20 protein-coding genes and 2 tRNA genes are annotated in these 20793 nt (G+C 69.1%); 7 read left to right on the forward strand and 15 right to left on the reverse strand.

Annotated features, from left to right (window positions below):
- Nucleotides 1–61 precede the first annotated feature (61 nt).
- The 4 genes from AAFO60_RS02105 to mobA are packed head-to-tail and all read right to left on the reverse strand — an operon-like array spanning nt 62 to nt 5216.
- The gene (locus AAFO60_RS02105) at nt 62–466 is read right to left on the reverse strand and encodes a DUF4233 domain-containing protein (protein ID WP_347954483.1); all 405 of its coding nucleotides are present in this window, start codon (nt 464–466) and stop codon (nt 62–64) included.
- Nucleotides 463–1869 (reverse strand): bifunctional tetrahydrofolate synthase/dihydrofolate synthase, encoded by a 1407-nt coding sequence (folC, locus tag AAFO60_RS02110; RefSeq protein WP_347954484.1) that lies wholly within the window; start codon nt 1867–1869, stop codon nt 463–465. Before folC ends, AAFO60_RS02105 begins: the two co-directional genes overlap by 4 nt.
- Nucleotides 1866–4547 (reverse strand): valine--tRNA ligase, encoded by a 2682-nt coding sequence (locus AAFO60_RS02115; protein WP_347954485.1) that lies wholly within the window; start codon nt 4545–4547, stop codon nt 1866–1868. The genes folC and AAFO60_RS02115 overlap by 4 nt, the downstream gene beginning before the upstream one ends.
- 57 nt (nt 4548–4604) lie before the next feature.
- Complete coding sequence (gene mobA, locus AAFO60_RS02120; protein ID WP_347954486.1) at nt 4605–5216, reverse strand: molybdenum cofactor guanylyltransferase; 612 nt, start codon at nt 5214–5216, stop codon at nt 4605–4607.
- Nucleotides 5217–5356: 140 nt separating this feature from the next.
- On the opposite strand from mobA, the gene AAFO60_RS02125 reads away from it, so the two are divergent.
- Complete coding sequence (locus AAFO60_RS02125) at nt 5357–6013, forward strand: TetR/AcrR family transcriptional regulator (protein WP_347954487.1); 657 nt, start codon at nt 5357–5359, stop codon at nt 6011–6013.
- A gap of 31 nt (nt 6014–6044) precedes the next feature.
- Here AAFO60_RS02125 and AAFO60_RS02130 read toward each other — a convergent pair whose 3' ends face one another.
- The 6 genes from AAFO60_RS02130 to AAFO60_RS02155 form a co-directional block, all read right to left on the reverse strand.
- Nucleotides 6045–7196, reverse strand: coding sequence for a lipase family protein (locus AAFO60_RS02130; protein ID WP_347954488.1), 1152 nt, complete (start codon nt 7194–7196; stop codon nt 6045–6047).
- 146 nt (nt 7197–7342) lie between these two features.
- On the reverse strand, nt 7343–8629 hold the full coding sequence (gene clpX, locus AAFO60_RS02135) for an ATP-dependent Clp protease ATP-binding subunit ClpX (RefSeq protein WP_347954489.1): 1287 nt from the start codon (nt 8627–8629) through the stop codon (nt 7343–7345).
- Nucleotides 8630–8791: 162 nt separating this feature from the next.
- Nucleotides 8792–9472: an ATP-dependent Clp protease proteolytic subunit gene (locus tag AAFO60_RS02140; RefSeq protein ID WP_347954490.1), complete on the reverse strand. Its 681-nt coding sequence runs from the start codon at nt 9470–9472 to the stop codon at nt 8792–8794.
- A 47-nt stretch (nt 9473–9519) separates the two neighbouring features.
- Nucleotides 9520–10089 carry an ATP-dependent Clp protease proteolytic subunit gene (locus tag AAFO60_RS02145; protein WP_347954658.1) on the reverse strand — a complete coding sequence of 190 codons (570 nt, stop codon included), beginning with the start codon at nt 10087–10089 and terminating at the stop codon, nt 9520–9522.
- A gap of 289 nt (nt 10090–10378) precedes the next feature.
- Nucleotides 10379–11740 (reverse strand): trigger factor, encoded by a 1362-nt coding sequence (tig, locus tag AAFO60_RS02150; RefSeq protein ID WP_347954491.1) that lies wholly within the window; start codon nt 11738–11740, stop codon nt 10379–10381.
- A gap of 64 nt (nt 11741–11804) precedes the next feature.
- A tRNA-Pro gene (locus AAFO60_RS02155) sits at nt 11805–11878 on the reverse strand.
- A 129-nt stretch (nt 11879–12007) separates the two neighbouring features.
- On the opposite strand from AAFO60_RS02155, the gene AAFO60_RS02160 reads away from it, so the two are divergent.
- Together AAFO60_RS02160 and AAFO60_RS02165 are read left to right on the forward strand one after the other, a co-directional pair.
- Nucleotides 12008–12081 (forward strand) — tRNA-Gly (locus tag AAFO60_RS02160).
- A gap of 118 nt (nt 12082–12199) precedes the next feature.
- Nucleotides 12200–13078: a universal stress protein gene (locus AAFO60_RS02165; protein ID WP_347954492.1), complete on the forward strand. Its 879-nt coding sequence runs from the start codon at nt 12200–12202 to the stop codon at nt 13076–13078.
- On the opposite strand, the gene AAFO60_RS02170 is transcribed toward AAFO60_RS02165, so the two are convergent.
- Nucleotides 13014–14276: a benzoate/H(+) symporter BenE family transporter gene (locus AAFO60_RS02170; RefSeq protein WP_347954659.1), complete on the reverse strand. Its 1263-nt coding sequence runs from the start codon at nt 14274–14276 to the stop codon at nt 13014–13016. The genes AAFO60_RS02165 and AAFO60_RS02170 overlap by 65 nt on opposite strands.
- Nucleotides 14277–14348: 72 nt before the next feature.
- On the opposite strand from AAFO60_RS02170, the gene AAFO60_RS02175 reads away from it, so the two are divergent.
- Entirely contained in the window at nt 14349–14864 is a 516-nt protein-coding gene (locus AAFO60_RS02175) for a helix-turn-helix domain-containing protein (RefSeq protein WP_347954493.1), read from the forward strand.
- A gap of 204 nt (nt 14865–15068) precedes the next feature.
- Nucleotides 15069–15764 (forward strand): L,D-transpeptidase, encoded by a 696-nt coding sequence (locus AAFO60_RS02180; RefSeq protein ID WP_424308682.1) that lies wholly within the window; start codon nt 15069–15071, stop codon nt 15762–15764.
- Nucleotides 15765–15836: 72 nt separating this feature from the next.
- On the opposite strand, the gene AAFO60_RS02185 is transcribed toward AAFO60_RS02180, so the two are convergent.
- From AAFO60_RS02185 to AAFO60_RS02195, 3 genes are all read right to left on the reverse strand, one after another.
- A complete protein-coding gene (locus AAFO60_RS02185) occupies nt 15837–16751 on the reverse strand; it encodes a PE-PPE domain-containing protein (protein WP_347954494.1) in 915 nt (304 codons plus the stop codon).
- A 137-nt stretch (nt 16752–16888) separates the two neighbouring features.
- Complete coding sequence (locus AAFO60_RS02190) at nt 16889–17707, reverse strand: Fpg/Nei family DNA glycosylase (RefSeq protein WP_347954495.1); 819 nt, start codon at nt 17705–17707, stop codon at nt 16889–16891.
- A 12-nt stretch (nt 17708–17719) separates the two neighbouring features.
- Nucleotides 17720–18202, reverse strand: coding sequence for a ribose-5-phosphate isomerase (locus AAFO60_RS02195; protein WP_347954496.1), 483 nt, complete (start codon nt 18200–18202; stop codon nt 17720–17722).
- A 31-nt stretch (nt 18203–18233) separates the two neighbouring features.
- On the opposite strand from AAFO60_RS02195, the gene AAFO60_RS02200 reads away from it, so the two are divergent.
- Complete coding sequence (locus AAFO60_RS02200; RefSeq protein WP_347954497.1) at nt 18234–19253, forward strand: M48 family metallopeptidase; 1020 nt, start codon at nt 18234–18236, stop codon at nt 19251–19253.
- 122 nt (nt 19254–19375) lie between these two features.
- Here AAFO60_RS02200 and AAFO60_RS02205 read toward each other — a convergent pair whose 3' ends face one another.
- Entirely contained in the window at nt 19376–19996 is a 621-nt protein-coding gene (locus AAFO60_RS02205; RefSeq protein WP_347954498.1) for a DsbA family protein, read from the reverse strand.
- A 203-nt stretch (nt 19997–20199) separates the two neighbouring features.
- Between AAFO60_RS02205 and AAFO60_RS02210 the strand changes: the two genes are divergently transcribed.
- Entirely contained in the window at nt 20200–20754 is a 555-nt protein-coding gene (locus AAFO60_RS02210) for a hypothetical protein (RefSeq protein ID WP_347954499.1), read from the forward strand.
- Nucleotides 20755–20793: the final 39 nt, after the last annotated feature.

Raw genomic sequence — 20793 nt, forward strand, 5'->3', positions numbered from 1 at the left:
GCGAGTGTAACCGACGGTACCGACAGGCGACGATTCGGCCGTTCAGACGACACGCACGGAGTCAGATCGCCTGTTGTCCCGGCAGCCGTCCCTGCTCGATCCGCTTGGCCACGTCACGCTTGATGTACGCGATGTAGATCCACACGCACGCGAACACGGCGCCGACGACGGCGATCGACCAGTGGAAGACGCCGCCCGCGATGACGAACACCTGCATGACCAGGTTGATCTCCAGGGCGTGCGGCTTGCCCTGCCTGCCCGACAGCAGCAGCAGGATCAATGTCACCGCACCGAGATAGAGTCCCGACACCCAGGTGACACCGCCCGCGAGCTTCGCGACGACCGGAAAGGCCAGGGCCACGACGATGACTTCGAGGATGAGGGTCCCGGCCATCACGCCGCGGAAGCCCTTCCACGGATCGGTGGGCGGCGGGGTGAACTGCGGGTGCGTCGAGTTCTCGGTCATGACGGCTCCTTGCCGAAGAGAGTGCGGGCGGCACCCGCGGTCACCACCGATCCGGTGATGATCACGCCGGCGCCGGACACGGTTCCCTGCTGATCGTCCTCCGCCAGCGCGACGGCCGCGTCCACCGCGTCGGGAAGGAAGGGTTCGACGACCACCCGGTCCTCGCCGAAGACCTCGACGGCGATGTCGGCGAGAGCGTCGGTGTCGAGTGCCCGCGGGGACCCGTTGTTGGTCAGGACCACCTTGTCGAGCACCGGCTCCAGCGCGGTCAGCAGCCCGCGCGCATCCTTGTCGCCGAGCACGCCGACCACCCCGATGAGACTGCGGAAGTCGAACTCGGAGGTGAGGGCGGCGGCGAGGGCCCGCGCGCCGTGCGGATTGTGAGCGGCGTCGATGAAGACGGTCGGGGCGCTGCGCACCCGCTCCAACCGGCCCGGGCTGGCGGCCGCCGCGAATCCCTCGCGCACGGTGTCGACGTCGAGCTGCCGGTTGGCGCCCGCGCCGAAGAAGGCCTCGACCGCCGCCAGCGCGAGCGCCGCGTTCTGGGCCTGGTGGGCGCCGTGCAGCGGCAGGAAGATCTCGTCGTAGACGCCGCCGAGACCCTGGATGCGAAGCATCTGACCGCCGACCGCGGTGGTCGCCTCGAGGACGGTGAACTCCGAGTTCTGGCGGGCGACGATGGTGCCCGCCTCCACGCTGGCGCGGAGCAGGACGTCGGCGACCTCGGGCTCCTGCGGGGCGATCACGGTGATGGGATCCATCGGGATCACGGCGTCGGCCGGTCCCGGCTTGATGATCCCGGCCTTCTCCCCCGCGATCGCGGTCAGCGTGTCACCCAGGTAGTCGGCGTGATCCATCGCGATCGGGGTGATGACGGCGACCTGGCCGTCGATCACATTGGTGGCGTCCCAACGTCCGCCCATGCCGGTCTCGACGACGGCGACCTCGATCGGCGCCTCCGCGAACGCCGCGTAGGCGATGGCCGTGAGCACTTCGAACTTGCTCATTCGCGGGCCGCCCGAGGCGATCGACGAGTCGTCGACCATCTGCACGTACGGCTCGATGTCCCGGTAGGTGTCGATGTAGGTGCGCGCGGAGATCGGCGCGCCGTCGATCGCGATCCGTTCGGTCACCGACTGCAGGTGCGGGCTGGTGATCCGGCCGGTCCGCCGGTGAAAGGCACGCAGCAGCGAATCGATCATCCGCGTCACCGAGGTCTTGCCGTTGGTCCCCGCGACATGAATGGCCGGGTAGGCGCGCTGCGGCTGACCCAGCAGTTCCATCAGCGCATTGATGCGCGTCAGGGACGGCTCGATCCTGGTCTCGGGCCAGCGGGTGTCGAGCTCGGCCTCCAGCGCCTGCAGTTCGGCGAAGTCGGCGGCCGCATCGGCGGACGACGTCACTGGGCACCCAGTTCGGCCAGCTTGGCGGTGAGGCGTTCGACCTCGGCCTCAGCCAGTTCGCGTCGCGCCTTGATCTTCGCGACGACGGCGTCCGGCGCCTTCGACAGGAACTGCTCGTTGCCGAGCTTGGCCGTCGTGCCCGCCAGCTCCTTCTCGGCGGCCGCGAGATCCTTGGCCGCGCGCTTGCGTTCGGCGGCGACGTCGACGGTGCCGGAGGTGTCGATCGCGACGGTCGCGGTGCCGGTCGACAACCGCACCTCGACGGTGGCGGTGGCCGCAAAGCCCTCGTCGGCCGATTCCAGGCGCGCCAGCGAGTCGAGCTGCGATCGCAACGGCGCCAGGCCTGCGGCCTCCAGTCCGTCGACGGTCGCCGCCACCCGCTGCCCCGGCTTGAGTCCCTGATCGCTGCGGAAGCGGCGGACCTCGGTGATCAGCTTGCGCAGGTCGTCGATCCGCTGCGCGGCATCGGCGTCGACCTCGGCACCGCTGCCGGTGGGCCACGGCGCGATCACCACCGATTCGCCGCCGGTCAGCGCCTTCCACAGCACTTCGGTGACGAAGGGCATCACCGGGTGCAGGGCGCGCAGGAGTTTGTCGAGGACCTCCCCGAGCACCCGCGCGGTCTGCGCGGCGCGCTCGCCCCCCTCACCGAACTGGACCTTCGACAGTTCCAGATACCAGTCGCAGACCTCGTCCCACGCGAAGTGGTACAGCGCCTCGCAGGCCTTGGAGAACTCGTAGCTCTCGAAGCCGGCGTCGACGTCGGCCAGCACCTGGTCGAGCCGAGACAGGATCCACCGGTCGGCGACGGTCAGCGACGCGGCGTCCGGACGCGGGCCGTCGGCGACGGCGGCACCGTTCATCAGCGCGAACTTGGTGGCGTTGAACAGCTTCGTCGCGAAGTTGCGCGAGCTCTGCGCATGCGATTCGCCGACCGAGATGTCGCTGCCGGGGTTGGCGCCCCGCGCGAGGGTGAAGCGCAGCGCGTCGGCGCCGAACCGCTCGACCCAGTCGAGCGGGTCGATGCCGTTGCCCTTCGACTTGCTCATCTTGCGGCCGTGCTCGTCGCGGACCAGACCGTGCAGGAAGACGTCGGCGAAGGGCACGCGCGCCTCGCCGCGCTCGCCGAAACCGCTGTGGGCCAGCTTGCCGACGTAGGTGCCGAACATCATCATCCGAGCGACCCAGAAGAACAGGATGTCGTACCCGGTGACGAGCACCGAGGTCGGATAGAACTTGTCGATGTCGGCGGTGCGCTCGGGCCAGCCCATGGTCGAGAAGGGCCACAGGCCCGACGAGAACCACGTGTCGAGGACGTCGGGGTCCTGCTCCCAGCCCGCCGGCGCCGTCTCGTCGGGACCGAAGCACTCCACCTCCCCGTCGGGGCCGTACCAGATCGGGATGCGGTGGCCCCACCACAGCTGGCGGGAGATGGTCCAGTCGTGCATGTCGTCGACCCAGTCGAACCAGCGGGGTTCCTGGCTCTTGGGGTGGATGACGGTGTCGCCGTCGCGCACCGCGTCGCCTGCGGCCTTGGCGAGGGCTTCGACGCTGACCCACCACTGCATCGACAGCCGCGGCTCGATCGGCTCGCCGGACCGCTCGGAGTGTCCGACGCTGTGCTGGTACGGACGCACCTCCTTGACGATGCGCCCCTGCTCGGCGAGCGCCTCCCGGACGGCCACCCGGGCGGCGAAGCGATCGAGGCCGTCGAATGCGGTGCCGGTGCCCTCGATGACGGCGGTCTTGTTCATGATCGTGATCATCGGCAGACCGTGACGCTGCCCGATCGCGAAGTCGTTCGGGTCGTGCGCGGGGGTGATCTTGACCGCGCCCGAACCGAACTCGGGATCCACGTAGTCGTCGGCGATGACCGGGATCTTGCGATCCAGGAAGGGGTGGTCGAGCTCGACGCCGACGAGGTCGCGGTAGCGCTCGTCGTCGGGGTGCACGGCGATCGCCGTGTCGCCGAGCATCGTCTCCATCCGGGTGGTCGCGACCACGATGTGCGGCTGCGCATCGTCGAGCGAGCCGTAGCGGAAGGAGACGAGCTCACCGTCGACGTCGTCGTACTTGACCTCGATGTCGGAGATCGCGGTCTGCAGGGTCGGCGACCAGTTGACGAGGCGTTCGGCCCGGTAGATCAGGCCGTCGTCGTACATCTGCTTGAAGATCGTCTGGACCGCCCGGGACAACCCCTCGTCCATGGTGAAGCGGTCGCGGCTCCAGTCGACGCCGTCGCCCAGGCGGCGCATCTGTCCGGCGATGGTGCCGCCCGATTCGGCCTTCCACTGCCAGACCCGCTCGATGAAGCCCTCGCGGCCGAGTTCGGCGCGGCTGGTCCCCTCGGCGGCGAGCTGCTTCTCGACGATCGTCTGCGTCGCGATGCCCGCATGGTCCATGCCCGGCAGCCACAGCACCTCGAAGCCCTGCATCCGCTTGCGGCGGGTCAGGGTGTCCATCAGCGTGTGATCGAGGGCGTGCCCCATGTGCAGCGAGCCGGTGACATTCGGCGGCGGCAGCACGATCGAGTACCCGGGCTTGTCGCTGCCGGAATCGGCGGTGAAGTAGCCGGCGTCCACCCACCCCTCGTAGAGCTTCTCCTCGTGCTCGACGGGATTCCAGGCTGCGGGGAGAGCGGCCGAGACGTCGGGGCGCTCTGAGTTCGGGGTAGTCACCTGGACAATTCTATGGAAGAGCCCAACGTGCTCGGCACCACCCTGCAGATTGTGCGGTCACGAGGCCCGGGAGATGCGCAGCCGGTGGAGGTCTTCGGGCGCGTCGACGTTGGCCAGCCACTCCGGATCCGACACGCCCACGCGCTGGGTCACCAGGGCGTCGAGAGCCGCCACCATGCGCAACTCGCCCTCCTCCACCAACTCGGCCAGCCGGTCCACGGCGCCGGTCCGGTAGATCCCGGCCATCGGATGATCGCGTCCGGCGTCGTTCGCGACGACGGCGTCCGCCGATTCGGTCAGACCGGCGAGCAGCTCGTCGATGAGCCCGGGATCGACCAGCGGCATGTCGGTGGCGCACACGAAGGCGGCCTCGGCACCGCGCTCGCGGGCCACGCGCAGCGCCGCGACCAGGCCGCCCAGCGGGCCGCTGCCCGCCTTCTCCGTGGTCACCCACTCCAGGTCCGTCTCATCGTTGAGGTCGACGTAGGCCTGCGAGGTGGGCGGCGCCGCGACGAGCACCGGCTCGCACCGGGCGCTGATGGCCCAGGCGATCCGCGACAGCATCGGCACGCCGTCCCACAGCAGCGCCGCCTTGTCCTGCCCCATGCGGCGAGAACGGCCGCCCGCCAGGATGATTCCAGCCAGTTTCTGTTCCCGTGTGGAGGTCATGCTCCACAGTCTGGGACATCGGAGACCGACGGGTCCCGCCATTGCCGAAACTGCGCCTCGATCTCCCGCCCGTCGGCCGCGACGCGGGCTCGGTGACGTCCGCAACCTCTGCGATCGGTGCGCCCGATACGCTCGTTCGAATGACCCGCCAGAACAGCCGGACCCGCATCCTCGAGGTCGCCGAGAGGCTGATCGCGCTCAAAGGGGTGCATGGGACCTCTGCGCGTGAAGTTCTGCAGGCGGCCGAGCAACGCAACAACTCCGCGATCGTCTACCACTTCGGCTCGTGGAACGGACTCGTCGCCGAGATCTGGACCACCCGCGCCGCCGTCGTCAACGAGCACCGGCGCGTCATGGTCGACGCCATCGAGCCCGGATCCGCCGACGAGACGCTCCGCCTCGTCGAGGCCTACGTCCCCCCGTACGCGACCGCGGTCGGATCGCGGACGCCCTCGTACTGGGCCCGGTTCAACGAACAGTGCCTGCTGGGCCTGCACCTGGACTACTTCTCCCGGCCGACTTGGATCGGCACCGACGTCGTCGGTTACGCACCCGCCGCCGACACCCCCGACCTCTACGACCTGTTCGATCGGCTCACCGCACTCTCGGCACACGCGATTCCGCACGCCGATCGGGCACGCCGCACCGCGCTCGTCTCGCGGTTCGTCACCACCGCGCTGGCGGCGTGGGAACGAGACGCCGAGGTCGGCTCCGCACCGGACCTGTCCGTGTTCGAAGCCGACCTCACGACGATGACGCTGGCCGTGCTCACCGCGGGCCGTGCCGCCCCGGCCTGAGTCGGTCTGAGCCGGACCGACTCAGCCCGACTCAGCAGGTGCCGGGGAAGGCCTTCCCGGCGGCCGCGTCCTTGGCGAAGCTCGTCGCGTCGTCGACCGATGCGCCGACCGCACCGCGGTGGTCGACGCCCGGGTAGGTCTTGAACGCCACCGAGCCGCCGTTCTTGCACAGCTGATCGGCCAGCTTCTTGGTTCCGGGTTCGGGTACCACGACGTCGGCGGTGCCGTTGACGACCAGCACCGGTACGGTCGGCTTGAGCGTGCTGTCGTTCTGCTTCTTCAGGTAGTCCACGAGCTTGGTGACGTCCGCGTTCGGCGAGAACGCCTTGTCGACCGGGACCGTTCCGGCCATCGCGCGGATCTGCGCGATGCACTGGGTGCGTCCGACGTCGAGCAGGGCGTTCGACTCGGGGGTCACATACGACTCGGCGTCGATCGACGGGTCGCCGGCTTGGGCGCCCAGCAGCAGCAGCGGCAGGAAGGCCATCATCGGGGCGACCGCAGGGCTGCCGCTGCGGAAGTACTCGGGCGTCTGCCAGGTGTCGCCGCCGGGTGCGACGGCCACCGCGCCCTTCAGATCCAGTTCGGGCGCCCGCTCGGCGCACTTGGTGGCCGCCCAGAGTGCGGCGTGTCCGCCCTGACTGTGTCCCATCGCGTACCAGGTCTTGCCGAGGGAGCCGTCGAGCCGGCGACCGGCCCGCACGATGTCGGTGACCGCGTTCGACTCGGTGATCCCGTCCATGTACGGGTGCCCGCCCGGCGTCCCCATGCCCTGGTAATCGGTCTGCACGACCGCGTAGCCCGCGTCGATGTACCGGTTGAGCTCGGTGCTCACGCCGCCGAGGTAGTCGTGCGCCGGTCCACCGACGAAGTCCGCGGAGGGGGCGCACGCATCGGCGACGCCCGTGGTTCCGTGCGCCCAGCTGATCACCGGCCATCCGCCGTCGGGGGCCTGCCCCTTCGGGACCTGCACGGTACCCGAGACGACGACCGGCTCGCCCTTCGCGTTGTCGGAGATGTACGTGATCAGTTCGCTGCGACCGGCGCTCGGCAACACCGGCGCACCGGTCAGCGGTGTCGCGGACAGCAGTTCACCGGCCTGCACCGCGTTCGTCGACCCGTCGTCGCCACCGCATGCGACGAGTGAGGCGGCGACGGTGGCCGCCGAGATCGTGGCGACCACCGCGCGCCGGGCACTCGCCCGACCGACCGCTCGGTGAACTTCGAGAACATCCGCACCTCCGCTTTCCGACGAAATCTTATGCTTCGTCGACGCTAACGGTGTGCGGGAAGTCACAATCGGGTCGATTCCAGTGAGCGGGACACTCCTCAGGCGGACTTCTCCCGCGGGCCGTCGTCCTCGGTGCGGGGCACGATCGTCGGCAGGACGTTGTCCCGGACGGTCTCCCCCGTCACGACGACCTTGGCGACGTCGTCGCGGCTCGGGATGTCGTACATCACCGGCAGGAGCACCTCCTCCATGATCGCGCGCAGTCCGCGGGCGCCGGTGCCGCGGTGGATCGCCTGGTCGGCGACCGCCTCGAGCGCATCGCGCGTGAACTCGAGTTCCACGTCGTCCATGTCGAACAGCCGCACGTACTGCTTCACCAGCGCGTTCTTCGGCTCGGACAGGATCGAGACCAAGGCGTCCTTGTCGAGATTGGCGACCGAGGCGACGACCGGCAGGCGGCCGATGAACTCGGGGATGAGCCCGAACTTGATCAGGTCCTCGGGCATCACCTCGGCGAAGTGATCGGACATGTCGACCTTGTCCTTGCTCGGCACCTCGTTGCCGAAGCCGATCCCCCGCTTGCCGATCCGCTCGTCGACGACCTTCTCCAGGCCGGCGAAGGCGCCTGCGACGATGAACAGGACGTTGGTGGTGTCGATCTGGATGAACTCCTGGTGCGGGTGCTTGCGGCCGCCCTGCGGCGGAACGCTCGCCTGCGTGCCCTCCAGGATCTTCAGCAGCGCCTGCTGCACGCCCTCGCCCGACACGTCGCGCGTGATCGACGGGTTCTCGCTCTTGCGCGCGATCTTGTCGACCTCGTCGATGTAGATGATGCCGGTCTCGGCGCGCTTGACGTCGTAGTCGGCGGCCTGAATCAGCTTGAGCAAGATGTTCTCGACGTCCTCGCCGACGTAGCCCGCCTCGGTGAGCGCGGTGGCGTCGGCGATGGCGAAGGGCACGTTCAGCATCTTGGCCAGCGTCTGCGCCAGATAGGTCTTCCCGCAGCCGGTGGGACCGAGCATCAGAATGTTCGACTTGGCCAACTCGACCGGTTCGGCGCCCGAACGCTTGTCGCCCGAACGCTTCTCGCCGGCCTGGATCCGCTTGTAGTGGTTGTAGACGGCGACGGCCAGGGTGCGCTTGGCGGTGTCCTGCCCGACGACGTAGGTATCGAGGAAGTCGCGGATCTCGGCGGGCTTGGGCAGCTCGTCGAGCTTCACATCGCTGTTCTCAGCGAGCTCCTCTTCGATGATCTCGTTGCACAGGTCGATGCACTCGTCACAGATGTACACGCCCGGCCCGGCGATGAGCTTCTTGACCTGCTTCTGGCTCTTGCCGCAGAACGAGCACTTGAGGAGGTCACCACCGTCTCCCATTCGCGCCATTTAGACCCCACCTACTTCCCTGTCTGCGAGCTACCTCGACGGTACCCGCGCACGATGTCTTCGACGAGCCGAAATGCGGCAGTCCTGGTGTTCAGAAGACCGACGCCGACACACCGGGCTCGCAGACCCGGCGTGTCGGCAGCGTCGGCCGACACTCGGCGACTAGTTACGCGCCGACTTCTTGCGGTACTCGAAGACCTCGTCGATGATCCCGTACTCCTTGGCCTGCGCCGCCGTCAGGATGTTGTCGCGATCGGTGTCCTTGCGGATCTTCTCGGGGTCCTGACCGGTGTGGTCGGCGAGGATCTCGTCGAGCCGCTTGCGGATGCGTTCGATCTCGGCGGCCTGGATCTCCAGGTCCGACACCTGCCCCTGGTAGGCGCCGCCGGTACGCGGCTGGTGGATCAGGATGGTCGCGTTGGGCAGCGCGGCGCGCTTGCCCGGGGTGCCGCCGGCGAGCAGGATCGCCGCCGCCGACGCGGCCTCGCCGAGGCAGACCGTCATCACGTCGCAGTGCACGTACTGCATGGTGTCGTAGATCGCCAGCATGTCGGGGACGCTGCCGCCGGGGCTGTTGATGTACATGGTGATGTCGCGGTCGGGGTCCTGGCTCTCCAGGACGAGCAGCTGGGCCATCACGTCGTTGGCGACGGTCTGGTCGATCGGCGTGCCGACGAAGACGATCCGCTCTTCGAAGAGCTTGGCGTACGGGTCGTACTGCCGCTGACCGTTCGGCGTGTTCTCGATGAAGCTCGGCAGGATGTACCGGGCCTGGATGTTCTTCAGCGCCAGCGCCGCGTCGGGGATGCCCGCACGCACATCTGCGGGAAGCGAGTTAGTCATGGATTCTCCGTAACCGGTGAGGAGTGGTCAATGGGGATGCGGGCGGGTCAGGCGCCGGCGCTGGTGACGACGTGGTCGACGAAGCCGTACTCGAGCGCCTGCTCCGCGGTGAACCACTTGTCGCGGTCGGCGTCGGCCTCGATCTTCTCCAGCGGCTGGCCGGTGAACTCGGCGTTGAGTCGGTTCATCTCCTTCTTCGTGGCCGCGAACTGCTCGGCCTGAATCGCGATGTCGGCCGCCGTGCCGCCGATGCCCGCCGACGGCTGGTGCATCATGATCCGCGCGTGCGGCAACGCGTGCCGCTTGCCCTTGGCGCCGGCGGCCAGCAGGAACTGGCCCATCGAGGCAGCCATTCCCATCGCGTAGGTCGCGACGTCGCACGGCGCCAGCTGCATGGTGTCGAAGATCGCCATGCCCGCGGTCACGCTGCCGCCGGGCGAGTTGATGTAGAGGCTGATGTCCTTGGTCGGATCCTCGGCGGCGAGCAGCAGGATCTGGGCGCACAGCCGGTTGGCGATGTCGTCGTCGACCTGGGTGCCGAGGAAGATGATGCGTTCGCGCAGCAGACGCTCGAAGACCGAATCGGTCAGATTCAGGCCGGCGACACCCGAGCTCATCGAGGGCGTGTACAGGTTGCTCACTGAGTTGTCCCAATCTGTCTAGCGGTGCGGTTTCTCTCCGTCGCGCCCGACCGGGCCGGCCGGGCAGATCGGGCGCGGGCGCCCGTCCGATGAAGAAGCTGTCACCGAGGTTAATCAATTCCACCCCCCGAGATGTTCCGTCGACACCCCTAATTCGCTTACAGCGGAACAGTCGATCCGCCGCGTGGGAGGCGGGGCGCAGACGGCGACAGCCGGGACGATGACTCGTCCCGGCTGTCGCAGTGCACTCCGATGGGAGCGTCGATCAGGCGTCGGCCTCCGCCTCGTCCTCGGCGTCGTCCGCCTCGTCCGATCCGAAGAACTTCTTGGTGTCGATCGCTTCGCCGTTGGTGTCGGTCACGGTGACCTCGCCGATGAGCTCGGCGAGGGCCTTGTTGCGACGCACGTCGGCGTACAGGGCGCCGATCTGGTTGGCGTTCTGCAGCTGCTGGATGAACTCCTGCGGCGCGATGCCGTAGCGCTGCGACTGCATGAAGATCTGCTGGGTCAGCTCGTCCTGACCGACCTCGACGTCGGAGGCGTCGGCGATCGCGTCGAGGAGCAGCTGGGTGCGGACCGACTTCTCGGCGTCGGTCTTGCTCTCGGCCTCCCACTCCTCGCGGGTCTTGCCCTGCGCCTCCAGGAAGCGGTCGACCTGGGCGTCGTCGTGGCCGAGCGCGTGAACCAGCTGGTGCTGGACGGCCTCGACCTCTTCGGCGACGATCGCCTCGGGCAGCGGGAACTCGACGGTGTCGAGCAGCTGCTCCAGGACGGCGTCGCGGATGGCGCCGGCCTGCTCGTACTTCTTGGACTCCTCGACCCGCTCGCGCAGGCTGACGCGCAGCTCTTCGACGGTGTCGAACTCGGAGGCCATCTGAGCGAACTCGTCGTCCAGCTCGGGCAGCTCGCGGACCTTCACCGAGTTCACGGTGGCGGTGATCTCCGAATCCTTGCCCGCGTGGTCACCGGCGACCAGCTTCGAGGTGAAGGTGGTGCTCTCGCCGGCCTTGACGCCCTCGAGGGCCTCGTCCAGACCCTCGATCAGGGTGTCGCTGCCGACCTCGTGCGACAGGCCCTCGGTGGAGGCGTCCTCGACGGGCTCGCCGTCGACGGTGGCCGTCAGGTCCAGCGAGACGAAGTCGCCGCCGGTGACGCCGCGCTCGACACCGACCAGGGTGCCGAAGCGAGCGCGCAGGTTGTCCAGCTCGGTCTCGACGTCGGCGTCGGCGACCTCGATGGGATCGACCTGAACGGCGATCTCGGAGTACTCCGGCAGCGTGATCTCGGGGCGGATGTCGACCTCGGCGGTGAAGGTGACCGGCTCGCCGTAGACGAGCTCGGCGACGTCGATCTCCGGCTGGCTGATGGCCTTCACGTCGGCCTCGGCGATCGCCTGCGAGTACTTGCCGGGCAGTGCGTCGTTGACCACCTGCTCCAGGATCGCCTGGCGACCCACGCGGGCCTCGATCAGCTTCGCGGGCGCCTTGCCGGGACGGAAGCCCGGGATGCGGATCTGCTGCGCCAGCGACTTGTAGGCGCGGTCGAAGTCACCGGAGAGTTCCTCGAACGGAACCTCGACGTTCACCTTGACTCGGGTCGGGCTCAGCTGCTCGACGGTGCTCTTCACGGTGTTGGTACTCCTTAGTCGGTACGTAATGACAGTGCGTGGCCGCCCGGCCGCCACAACTCCGTCGGGATGACAGGATTTGAACCTGCGACCCTCCGCTCCCAAAGCGGATGCGCTACCAAGCTGCGCCACATCCCGGTGGCCGTCGCCGTTTCCGGCTCGGCCAAAGGGACATAGTACGGGCTGACCCGGCGCCCCGGCCAACCCGCCTCCCATTTTGTGAATCAGCGGGCGGCTGGGTAGAGTTCGGCAGGCGCACAGCGCGACGCGGGTGTAGCTCAATGGTAGAGCCCTAGTCTTCCAAACTAGCTACGCGGGTTCGATTCCCGTCACCCGCTCCAGCAGGTCAGGGTCGCTTTCCGTCTTGGAGAGCGGCCCTGATCTCGTTTGCCGGGCCACCCGCGGCGCGGCTGTCGAACGCTCGCCGACACCCCCGTCGTACGAAGGACGAGAACCACCATGACGATCCTGGTCGCCTATCCCCACAACCGCCGGGCCGACGGCGTGCTGTCGCTGGCCGCCATGCTGGCCCGCTCGAGCGGCGAGGATCTCGTCGTGTGCACGGTGGTCGTGCCGACGGTCTGGTCGTCGCGCCAACACGACGAGATGCCGGAGTACCGACCCTTCGGCGGCGGGCTGGCCGACGACGCACTCGCCCACGCGAGTGCCGCGCTCCCGGCCGACGTGCCGACCCGGTTCACCACCGTCGACGCCCGCTCGATCAGCGCCGGACTGATCGATGCGGCCGAGCACTTCGGCGCGACGATGATCGTCGTCGGCTCGGCGGCCGGGCTGCTCGAACGGATCACGGTGAGCAGCATCGCCGACCGCCTGCTGCACAGTTCACCGATTCCGGTCGCCGTCGCGCCGGGCGGCTTCCGCGGCGCCGACGTGATCGCCGCCCGCCTGACCCTCGCCTTCAGCAGCGACAGCTCCGACGAATCTCAGCTCGCCACCGCCACGGCTCTGGCGACGCGCCTGCGTGCCGACCTGCGGCTGGCCTCGTTCGCGGTCGGTTTGGACTCCCCGGCGGGGGTGGAGGCCGCACCGGTCGACGACGCGCTGTTCCGCGCCTGGCTCACCGCCACCCGAGCCGCAGCCGATGCGATGACCGCCGCGGCGCCGATCAGGCCCGAGCTCGTCGTCGGTCGCGGCTCAGACTGGAACGAGGCGCTCGAGGACGTCGACTGGACCCCGACCGACGTCTTGGCGATCGGGTCGAGCGCGACCGGACCGCTGTCGCGGGTCTTCATCGGTTCGCGTTCGGCGAAGATCATTCGGACCTCGCCGGTGCCGGTGATCGCGGTTCCGCGCGTGGCTCCGACCGCCGCTCACTGACGACAAGCGCCCGCAGCGCAACGCCCGCGACCAGCGCCCAGAACGCCGATCCGACACCGAGCACCGCGATGCCGGACGCCGCGACCGCGAAGGTCACCGCGGCGGGCAGTCGGTCGTCGGCGTCCGACATCGCGCCCGCGGACGCGCTCGCGAAGACGCCGAGCAGCGCGACACCCGCCACCGCCTGCACCACCCCGGGCGGGGCGGCGAGCACGACGGCGACCAGCCCCGTCGAGGTCACCCCGAGAAGCACATAGGCGATGCCCGCGGCGAGACCGGCGATCCATCGTCGACTCCGGTCGGGGCCGGCGTCGGGGCCGGCCGCCAGCGCGGCGCTGATCGCGGCCAGATTGATTGCGTGAGCGCCGAAGGGCGCCGCGAGCACCGAACCGGCGCCGGTGACGGTCATCGCCGGGCGCCACGGCACCGGGTAGCCCAGGCCCGACATCACCGCGACGCCGGGAACGTTCTGGGCGGCCATCGTCACCAGGTAGAGCGGCACGGCGATTCCGGTCAGCGCCCCGAGGGTCCACGACGGGGCGCTGAGAGTCAGCACGGGAACGAACTGTCCCGGCGACGGCGCGGACCCGGTGCGCAGCAGGTCGGCGACGATCACCGCCAGCGCGACGAGGAAGGCTCCCGGCACGGCCCATCGCGGCCGGAGTCTGAGCAGGATCACCCAGACCGCCAGGACCGGCCCGACCGCCGCCGGATTGTCGGCGAGACCGCGAAGCGGCTCGACGCAGAGCGGGAGCAGGACTCCCGCCAGCATCGCCTGCGCTATCGACGCCGGAATGCGCTGCACGAGCTCGGCCAGCCGCGGCCACCACCCGGTGAGTACCAGGAGCCCGCCGGAGACCAGGAAGGCGCCGATGGCGGCGGGCCAGCCGCCCGCGGCGGCACCGGTGGTCGCCAACAGCGCCGCCCCCGGCGTCGACCACGCCGAGGTGATCGGCATCCGGTACCGCCAGGACAGCAGGACGGTCGCCGACCCCATCGCGACCGAGACCGCCAGCAGACCCGAGGCCGCCTGCGTCGGATCGGCTCCGACTCCGCGAAGTCCGGCCAGCACGACGGCGAACGACGAGGTGAATCCCACGAGCGCGCAGATCACGCCGGCGCCGATCGGAACGCCGAGCCGGCCCCGCCCGTCGCTCGCCGCGGCGCGTGCCGCCGAGTCCGCAATCCGATCAGACATCATCGCCGCATCGTTCCACGAACCGAACGTTCTGTAAACCGAACGGTCGTCCGCCCCGTACCATCGGCAGGCGTGAACGACCTCGGCATCGGCGACCGGCTCCGCGAACTGCGCACCGCCCGCGGCATCAGCATGTCCGAGCTAGCCCGCCGCGCCGACATCGGCAAGGCGACCCTGTCCGAGATCGAAAGCGGCCGCCGCAATCCGAACATCGAGACCCTGTACGCCCTGTGCGCGCCGCTCGACGTGCCGCTGACGGCGATGCTGGGCGAGACGCCCGGCGCACACGGCGCCGCAGCAGGCGGAATGGTGACGGTACTGCTGTCCACGCGGCACCTGCCCGGCCGCGCGATCGAGGTCTTTCGGCTGGAGTTCCCGGCGGGTGCGCATCACGTGTCGCCCGCTCACGGCGCCGACGTCCGAGAGCAGTTGTCCGTCGTCTCCGGAACCCTTGTCGCCGGAGTCACCGACGATGCCGCCGTCCTCCGCGAGGGCGACTGCCACTCCTGGGTGAGCGACCGCGACCACGTCTTCTCCGCACCCGACGGCGACGCCGAGGCCATCGTCGTCATCACCACGCCCGAATGAGCCCTCGCGCGGGCCGCCCGCCACGGTCGTGACGAACTCGGCGTGTGAGTACACTCACCGTGCTGACCTGCCCTTTCGTCGGCGGTTCAGGATGATTGAGGACGAAAGTTACTGGCGTGCATACAACGGTTGTGTAACGATGCTTCATAAGCGCCTCCGGGGGCGGCGCTGATTTCATGACCACGAAACGAAGGTAGAGACCACGTGTTTTCCACCAAATCGTCGAGCGGCCGGTACAGCCGGACCGCTCGAGTCATTGCTGTGGCGGCCGGCGCGGCCGCACTGGCGATGGGGGCGCCCGCAGTGTCCAATGCCACGCCGGTCACCGTAGTCCCGGGCCTGCCTCCGGTCGAGGTGCCCACCATGCCGACCGTGCCCGGTCTGCCGCAGGCGCCCGCACCGAAGCCCAAGCCGCAGCCTCAGCCGCAGACCACGACTCCGGAGAAGCCGGCGATTCCGGCCGAGCCGAACGTGAAGTCGCCGACCGGCTGGGTCGCGCTCGCCGTCGACGGCGACCACCAGATCTACTGGTGGAAGGACCACAAGTTCGTCAAGCAGATGCCCATCTCGATGGGCACCGACAAGCACCCGACTCCCAATGGCGTGTACCACACCAAGGAGAAGTACCGGGACATGTACATGGACAGCTCCACGTACGGTGTCCCGATCGACTCGCCCGAGGGCTACCGGACCTACGTCGAGTACGCCACGCGCATGTCGTGGGACGGCATCTTCATCCACGCTGCCCCGTGGTCGGTCGCTCAGCAGGGCGTCTCGAACGCGAGTCACGGCTGCATCAACGTGAGCACCGAGAACGGTAAGTGGGTATACGACAACATCGGTTCCGGCACCCCGATCGTGGTGCGCGGAACCGTCGGCGGACAGTACACCGGCGACTGATCCTTCCGGACCTCGATCCTCACGATCGAAGTCCACGCGGGCCGCTCCGAGTCGACTCGGGGCGGCCCGCTCTCATTCTCCCGAACTCCGAGTCTGCTGCCCGCTCTCGCGCACCGATCGGTCCAGCTCCCCCATCGTCGCCTGCAGTTGCAGCCAGTGCGCGAGCGTCTGGCATCCGGTGACCTCCGGGTCGGTCAGCGGCGCCCGCCGATACGGCTCGGTGGCGTAGGAGACGTGCCGCCCGCCCGATCGGTTGGACAACCGCCACCGGCCGAGTTCGATCTGCGACGGCAGATAGCCGGCCACCTCGCGCGCAGCGGTCCGCAGACGGGTGAGGTCGCGCCGCCATTGCGCCGGAGCGACCCTGGTCGCGTCCGCGTTCTGCATGCGCCGACTCATCACCCGCGCCGTCGCATCGGTCAGCGACCGCCGCACCTGCGTCAGGGACAGGGAGTCGGTGAGGTCGGCGATGTCGCGGATCAGCGAGTCCTCGCTCGCGTTGCAGATCACGTCCGACGCGGCGCCCACCCAGTACGCGGGCAGATCCTCGGGCAGTCCGCCGCCCGGCCCGGCGACGCCCCATCCGGTGCAGCCCGCCACCGCCCCGCGCGGCTGGTTCGGATCGGCGACGAAACCGACCGCGGCCACCCGCTCCAGCAGTCGAAACGCCGACGGATGTGCGATGAGCGTGCGGATCACGGCGGCCCCCTGCGAATAGCCGATCAGCATCACCGGTCCCTCGGTGGCGGCGATGGCCTCCGCCAGCGCTGCCACCCCTGCGCTGACACTGTCGGCGTAGCTGATGCCGTCGAAGGTCGGGGCGGGCCCGTAGCTGGACGGATAGCCGACCCAGCGGGCGTCGAATCGGTCGTCGAGACGGTCGGTGACCGCCTGGAGCATCCCGCGCACCCGCGTTCCGGTGTCGCCGGTGAACGATTCGCCGGTTCCCCCGACTGCCAGGACGGTGACTTCCCGTGTCGCAACCATGCTTCGAGCATGCCGCCTGCGCCTGGGAGATGCACTGCCTCAGTCTGAGTGTCTGCTGAAAGATCGCTGCGTGTGAAAGATCGCTGCGTGTGAAAGATCGCCGGGTGTGAAAGATCGCTGCGTGGCCCGACGGTCGGTCAGGACTGGCAGGAGGGACACCAGAACAGGTTGCGCCCCTCCATCTCCGCCCAGGCGATCGGGGTGCCGCACAACCGGCACGGTTCGCCGAACCGCCGGTAGACGTAGGTGCGGGGTCGGTCGACCGCATAGGCGGGGGCACCGTGATCGTCGTGGGGGCGGACCACGTGGATCAGCCCGCGTCGCATGCCGATCGGCATCAGATGCAGCAGATCGGCCCAGATCTCGTCAAACTCCGTGCGCGTGATCCCGGTCCCCGGTCGGTGCGGGTCGACGCCGACGCGGAACAGGACTTCGGCGCGATAGATGTTGCCGATCCCCGCGATCACCTTCTGATCCATCAGCAGCGACCCGATGGCCCGCCGCGAACGGCTGATCGCCCGCCACGCGATCTCCGGATCGGCGTCAGCACGCAGCGGGTCGGGGCCGAGCCTGGCGACCAAGGCGTCGAGATCGGCCGGCGTATAGATCTCGCAGGCGTTGGGGCCGCGCAGATCGATGCCGATCTCGTCGCCGATCAAGCGCATCCGGACCTGGCCGATCGGCTCGGGCATCGGCAGCGACTCCTCGCGGAAGGCGCCGTAGATGCCGAGGTGGATGTGCACGATCCGGCGTGTGGCACTCCCCCCGCGCCGACCGTCGTCGTAGCGGTGGATCAGATGTTTGCCCCACGCCTCGGCACGACGGAAGACCATCCCGTCGAGCAGGGCCGCCTCGTGTGCGAAGCGGCCCTGCGGACTGGAGACGGACAGTCGCTGCCCGCCGAGAAGACGCTGCTGCCGCCGAGCGAGGCGGTGCAGCGCGTGGCCTTCGGGCATGTCGCCCGCGGCTCAGCTACGCGGAGCGTCGGGCAGCGCCGGCGCCTCTCCCGTGCGCTCGTACTCGGCGAGGATGTCGATGCGACGCTGGTGGCGGGCCTCGTCCGACCACTCGGTGGCGATGAAGGCATCGACGATCGCGAGCGCATCCTCCGTGCTGTGCATGCGGCCGCCGATGCCGATCAGCTGGGCGTTGTTGTGCTGACGTGCCAGCTGTGCGGTCTCGACGCTCCAGGCCAGGGCGCACCGGGCGCCGGGCACCTTGTTCGCGGCGATCTGTTCACCGTTGCCGCTGCCGCCGAGGACGATGCCGAGGCTGCCGGGGTCGGCGACGGTCCGCTGCGCGGCCGCGATGCAGAAGGCGGGGTAGTCGTCGAGCGCGTCGTACTCGTGCGCTCCGCAGTCGACCACGTCGTGGCCCGCGGTCTTGAGGTGGTCGGCGATCTGGTTCTTGAGTTCGAAGCCTGCATGGTCGGCACCGAGATAAATCCGCATGGAGCCAGTGTAGAGGGGCACCAGTAGATTGATGGACGTGGATACCCACGGCCCCATCCCGTCAGTTCCCGGCGTCGACGACCCCCGGGTCGTCGCCCCGCCCGCCGACCTTCCCGGTCCAGACTCCGTGTGGCGTCCGCCCGCACCCTTCGCCGGCGCCCCGCGCAGACATCCCGGTGAGATCCCGACCCTGGTGATCGGAGTCGTCCTCGCGGTGGCGGCCTATGCGGTGATCATCACGCTGGTCGCGGTCGGCCTGGTCTCCCAGTGGTTGTTGCTGGCACTGGCGCTGCCCCTGCTCCTGTTCCTCGGCCGCGGCCTCAACTATGCAAACATGCGGGTCAACGCCGTGCAGCTGAGTCCGACTCAGTTCCCCGAGGGGTACCGCATGCTGGTGGAGGCGGCCGCCCGATACGGCATGGAGTTCGTCCCCGACGGCTACGTCATGAACGGCAACGGCACGATCAACGCCTTCGCGGCCGGACACGGTTTCCGCCGCTACGTGGTCGTCTACTCCGACCTGTTCGAGGTCGGCGGTCGCGCCCGCAGCCCGGAGGCCCTGGAGTTCGTGATCGGTCACGAGGTGGGACACATCGCGGCGGGGCACGTCTCGTATTGGCGGCAGCTGTTCAGCAGCCTCATCATGAGCGTGCCGTTCCTCGGCGCACTGCTGTCGCGCACGCAGGAGTACACCGCCGACAACTACGGCTACTACACCCGGCCCGACGGCGCGCACTCGGCGATCGGCCTGCTCGCCAGCGGCAAGTACCTGCTCGGCGCGGTCGACTTCGACCAGTTCGCCGATCGCGCAGTGCACGAGAAGGGCTTCTTCGTCACCCTCGCCAACGCCTTGTCGTCGCACCCCGTGCTGACCTGGCGCGCCGCCGCCCTGCGCGACCGGACGCGACCCGGCGCGCTCGTGTTCGGTCCGCGCCGGTTCGTCCGCGGCTCCGGCAGCGGCCACGTGGTACCGGTCCCCGCGCCCGCGCCGCCGGCCGCCGCCGCTCCCGGCACCCTGCCCAATCAGTTGGAGCAGACCCGTCAGTACTGAGACCCGCCAGTGCTGGGGTCGATGGTTCTGGGGTTCTGGGGTCAGGGGTTCTGGAGTGCTGGGATCGGCAGTACTGAGAGCGGCGAGGACCCCGGCCATCCGCCGGGGCCCTCGCCGATCGATCAGTCGAACTCGGGTTCCTCGGTGCGGGTGCGCTTGAGCTCGAAGAAGTGCGGGAACGACGCCAGTGCCACGGTGCCGTCCCAGACTCGTCCGGCCTCCTCCCCGCGCGGGATGCGCGAGAGGACCGGACCGAAGAAGGCGGTGCCGTTGACGTGGATCGTCGGCGTGCCGACATCGTCGCCGACCTTGTCCATGCCGGCCCGATGGCTCACCCGGATCGCGCCGTCGAACTCGGTCGACTCCGCGGCGTCGGCGAGTTCTGCCTCCAGTCCCGCTGCCGCCAGCGCAGCCGGGATCACCGCGGCCAGATCCTTGTTCTGTTCGTTGTGGATGCGGGTGCCCAGCTCGGTGTAGAGCTCAGGCAGCACCTGCTCCCCGTGTCGCGCCGACGCGGCCGCGAGCACCCGCACCGGGCCCCACGCCTGTTCGAGCCAGGTGCGGTAGTCGTCGGAGACGTCCTTGTTCTCGTTGAGCACCGCCAGGCTCATGATGTGGAAGTTGACGTCGATGGGACGGACCTGTTCGGCCTCCAGGATCCAGCGGGAGGTGATCCAGCACCAGGGACACAGGGGGTCGAACCAGAAGTCGACGCGGTCGGGGGAAGCGGTGGTGTCAGCCATGACCCCATTCAACCACCGGCCCGCCGGTCACGGAGTCGACGCGCATCCGACTCCCCTCGACCCGGTCGTGGGCTTCGCCGCCCGGTGCACTCGCCGTTCTCGCGGTGTCGCGCATTCGGTGGAATCACCGGTCACCGCATCACGACATGGTCGGTCAGGTGGTTGTGTCGAGGGTGAGTCACCCATCGATGCAAGGAGTCCAGATGACCCTGCGAACCGCAGTCGGCGCCCTGGTCGGACTGAGCGGGCTGGTCGGCTCCGCACTGGCGGCGCCGGCGGCCCAGGCCGAGCCCGTCCGCGTCTCCGGCACCCCCGTCACCGTCCAGCAGATCCCGACGGCGAATGCGTGGGCATCGGCCGGCCTGGTGCTGGGCAGGCCTGCGCTCGCCGTCCGCGGCGTCAGCGCCGTCCTGTCGCTGCAGGCCAGGACCGGCGACACGCCCGGCCGAACGGTGCTCTCCGTGCGGAGCTCGGGCACCGGATCGAGCTGTTCGTCGGTGATCGGACCGGGCCGTCCCGACATCCTCAATGTCGTCGACGTCGACTACGTCAACATCACGACCGGCCGCGCGGGCCATGCCCGACTCTCGCCGTGCACCGGCGCAGCGCGCGACGCCCCAGCCGAACGGAGCGTCACCACGGGTTCGGGGCCGATCGCCTTCACCAGTCGGGTCACCGTCCGAATCATCTATCCGGATCGAATTCCCCTCGGCCCGATCCTCGCCGTGCCCGGCACCGGCTACTTCACCGCGCGCTGACCCGCCGCGCCGACGCCGCCCCGGCGCCGATCGGCACTA

Source organism: Gordonia aichiensis, assembly GCF_039946255.1.
Classification (GTDB): domain Bacteria; phylum Actinomycetota; class Actinomycetes; order Mycobacteriales; family Mycobacteriaceae; genus Gordonia; species Gordonia aichiensis_A.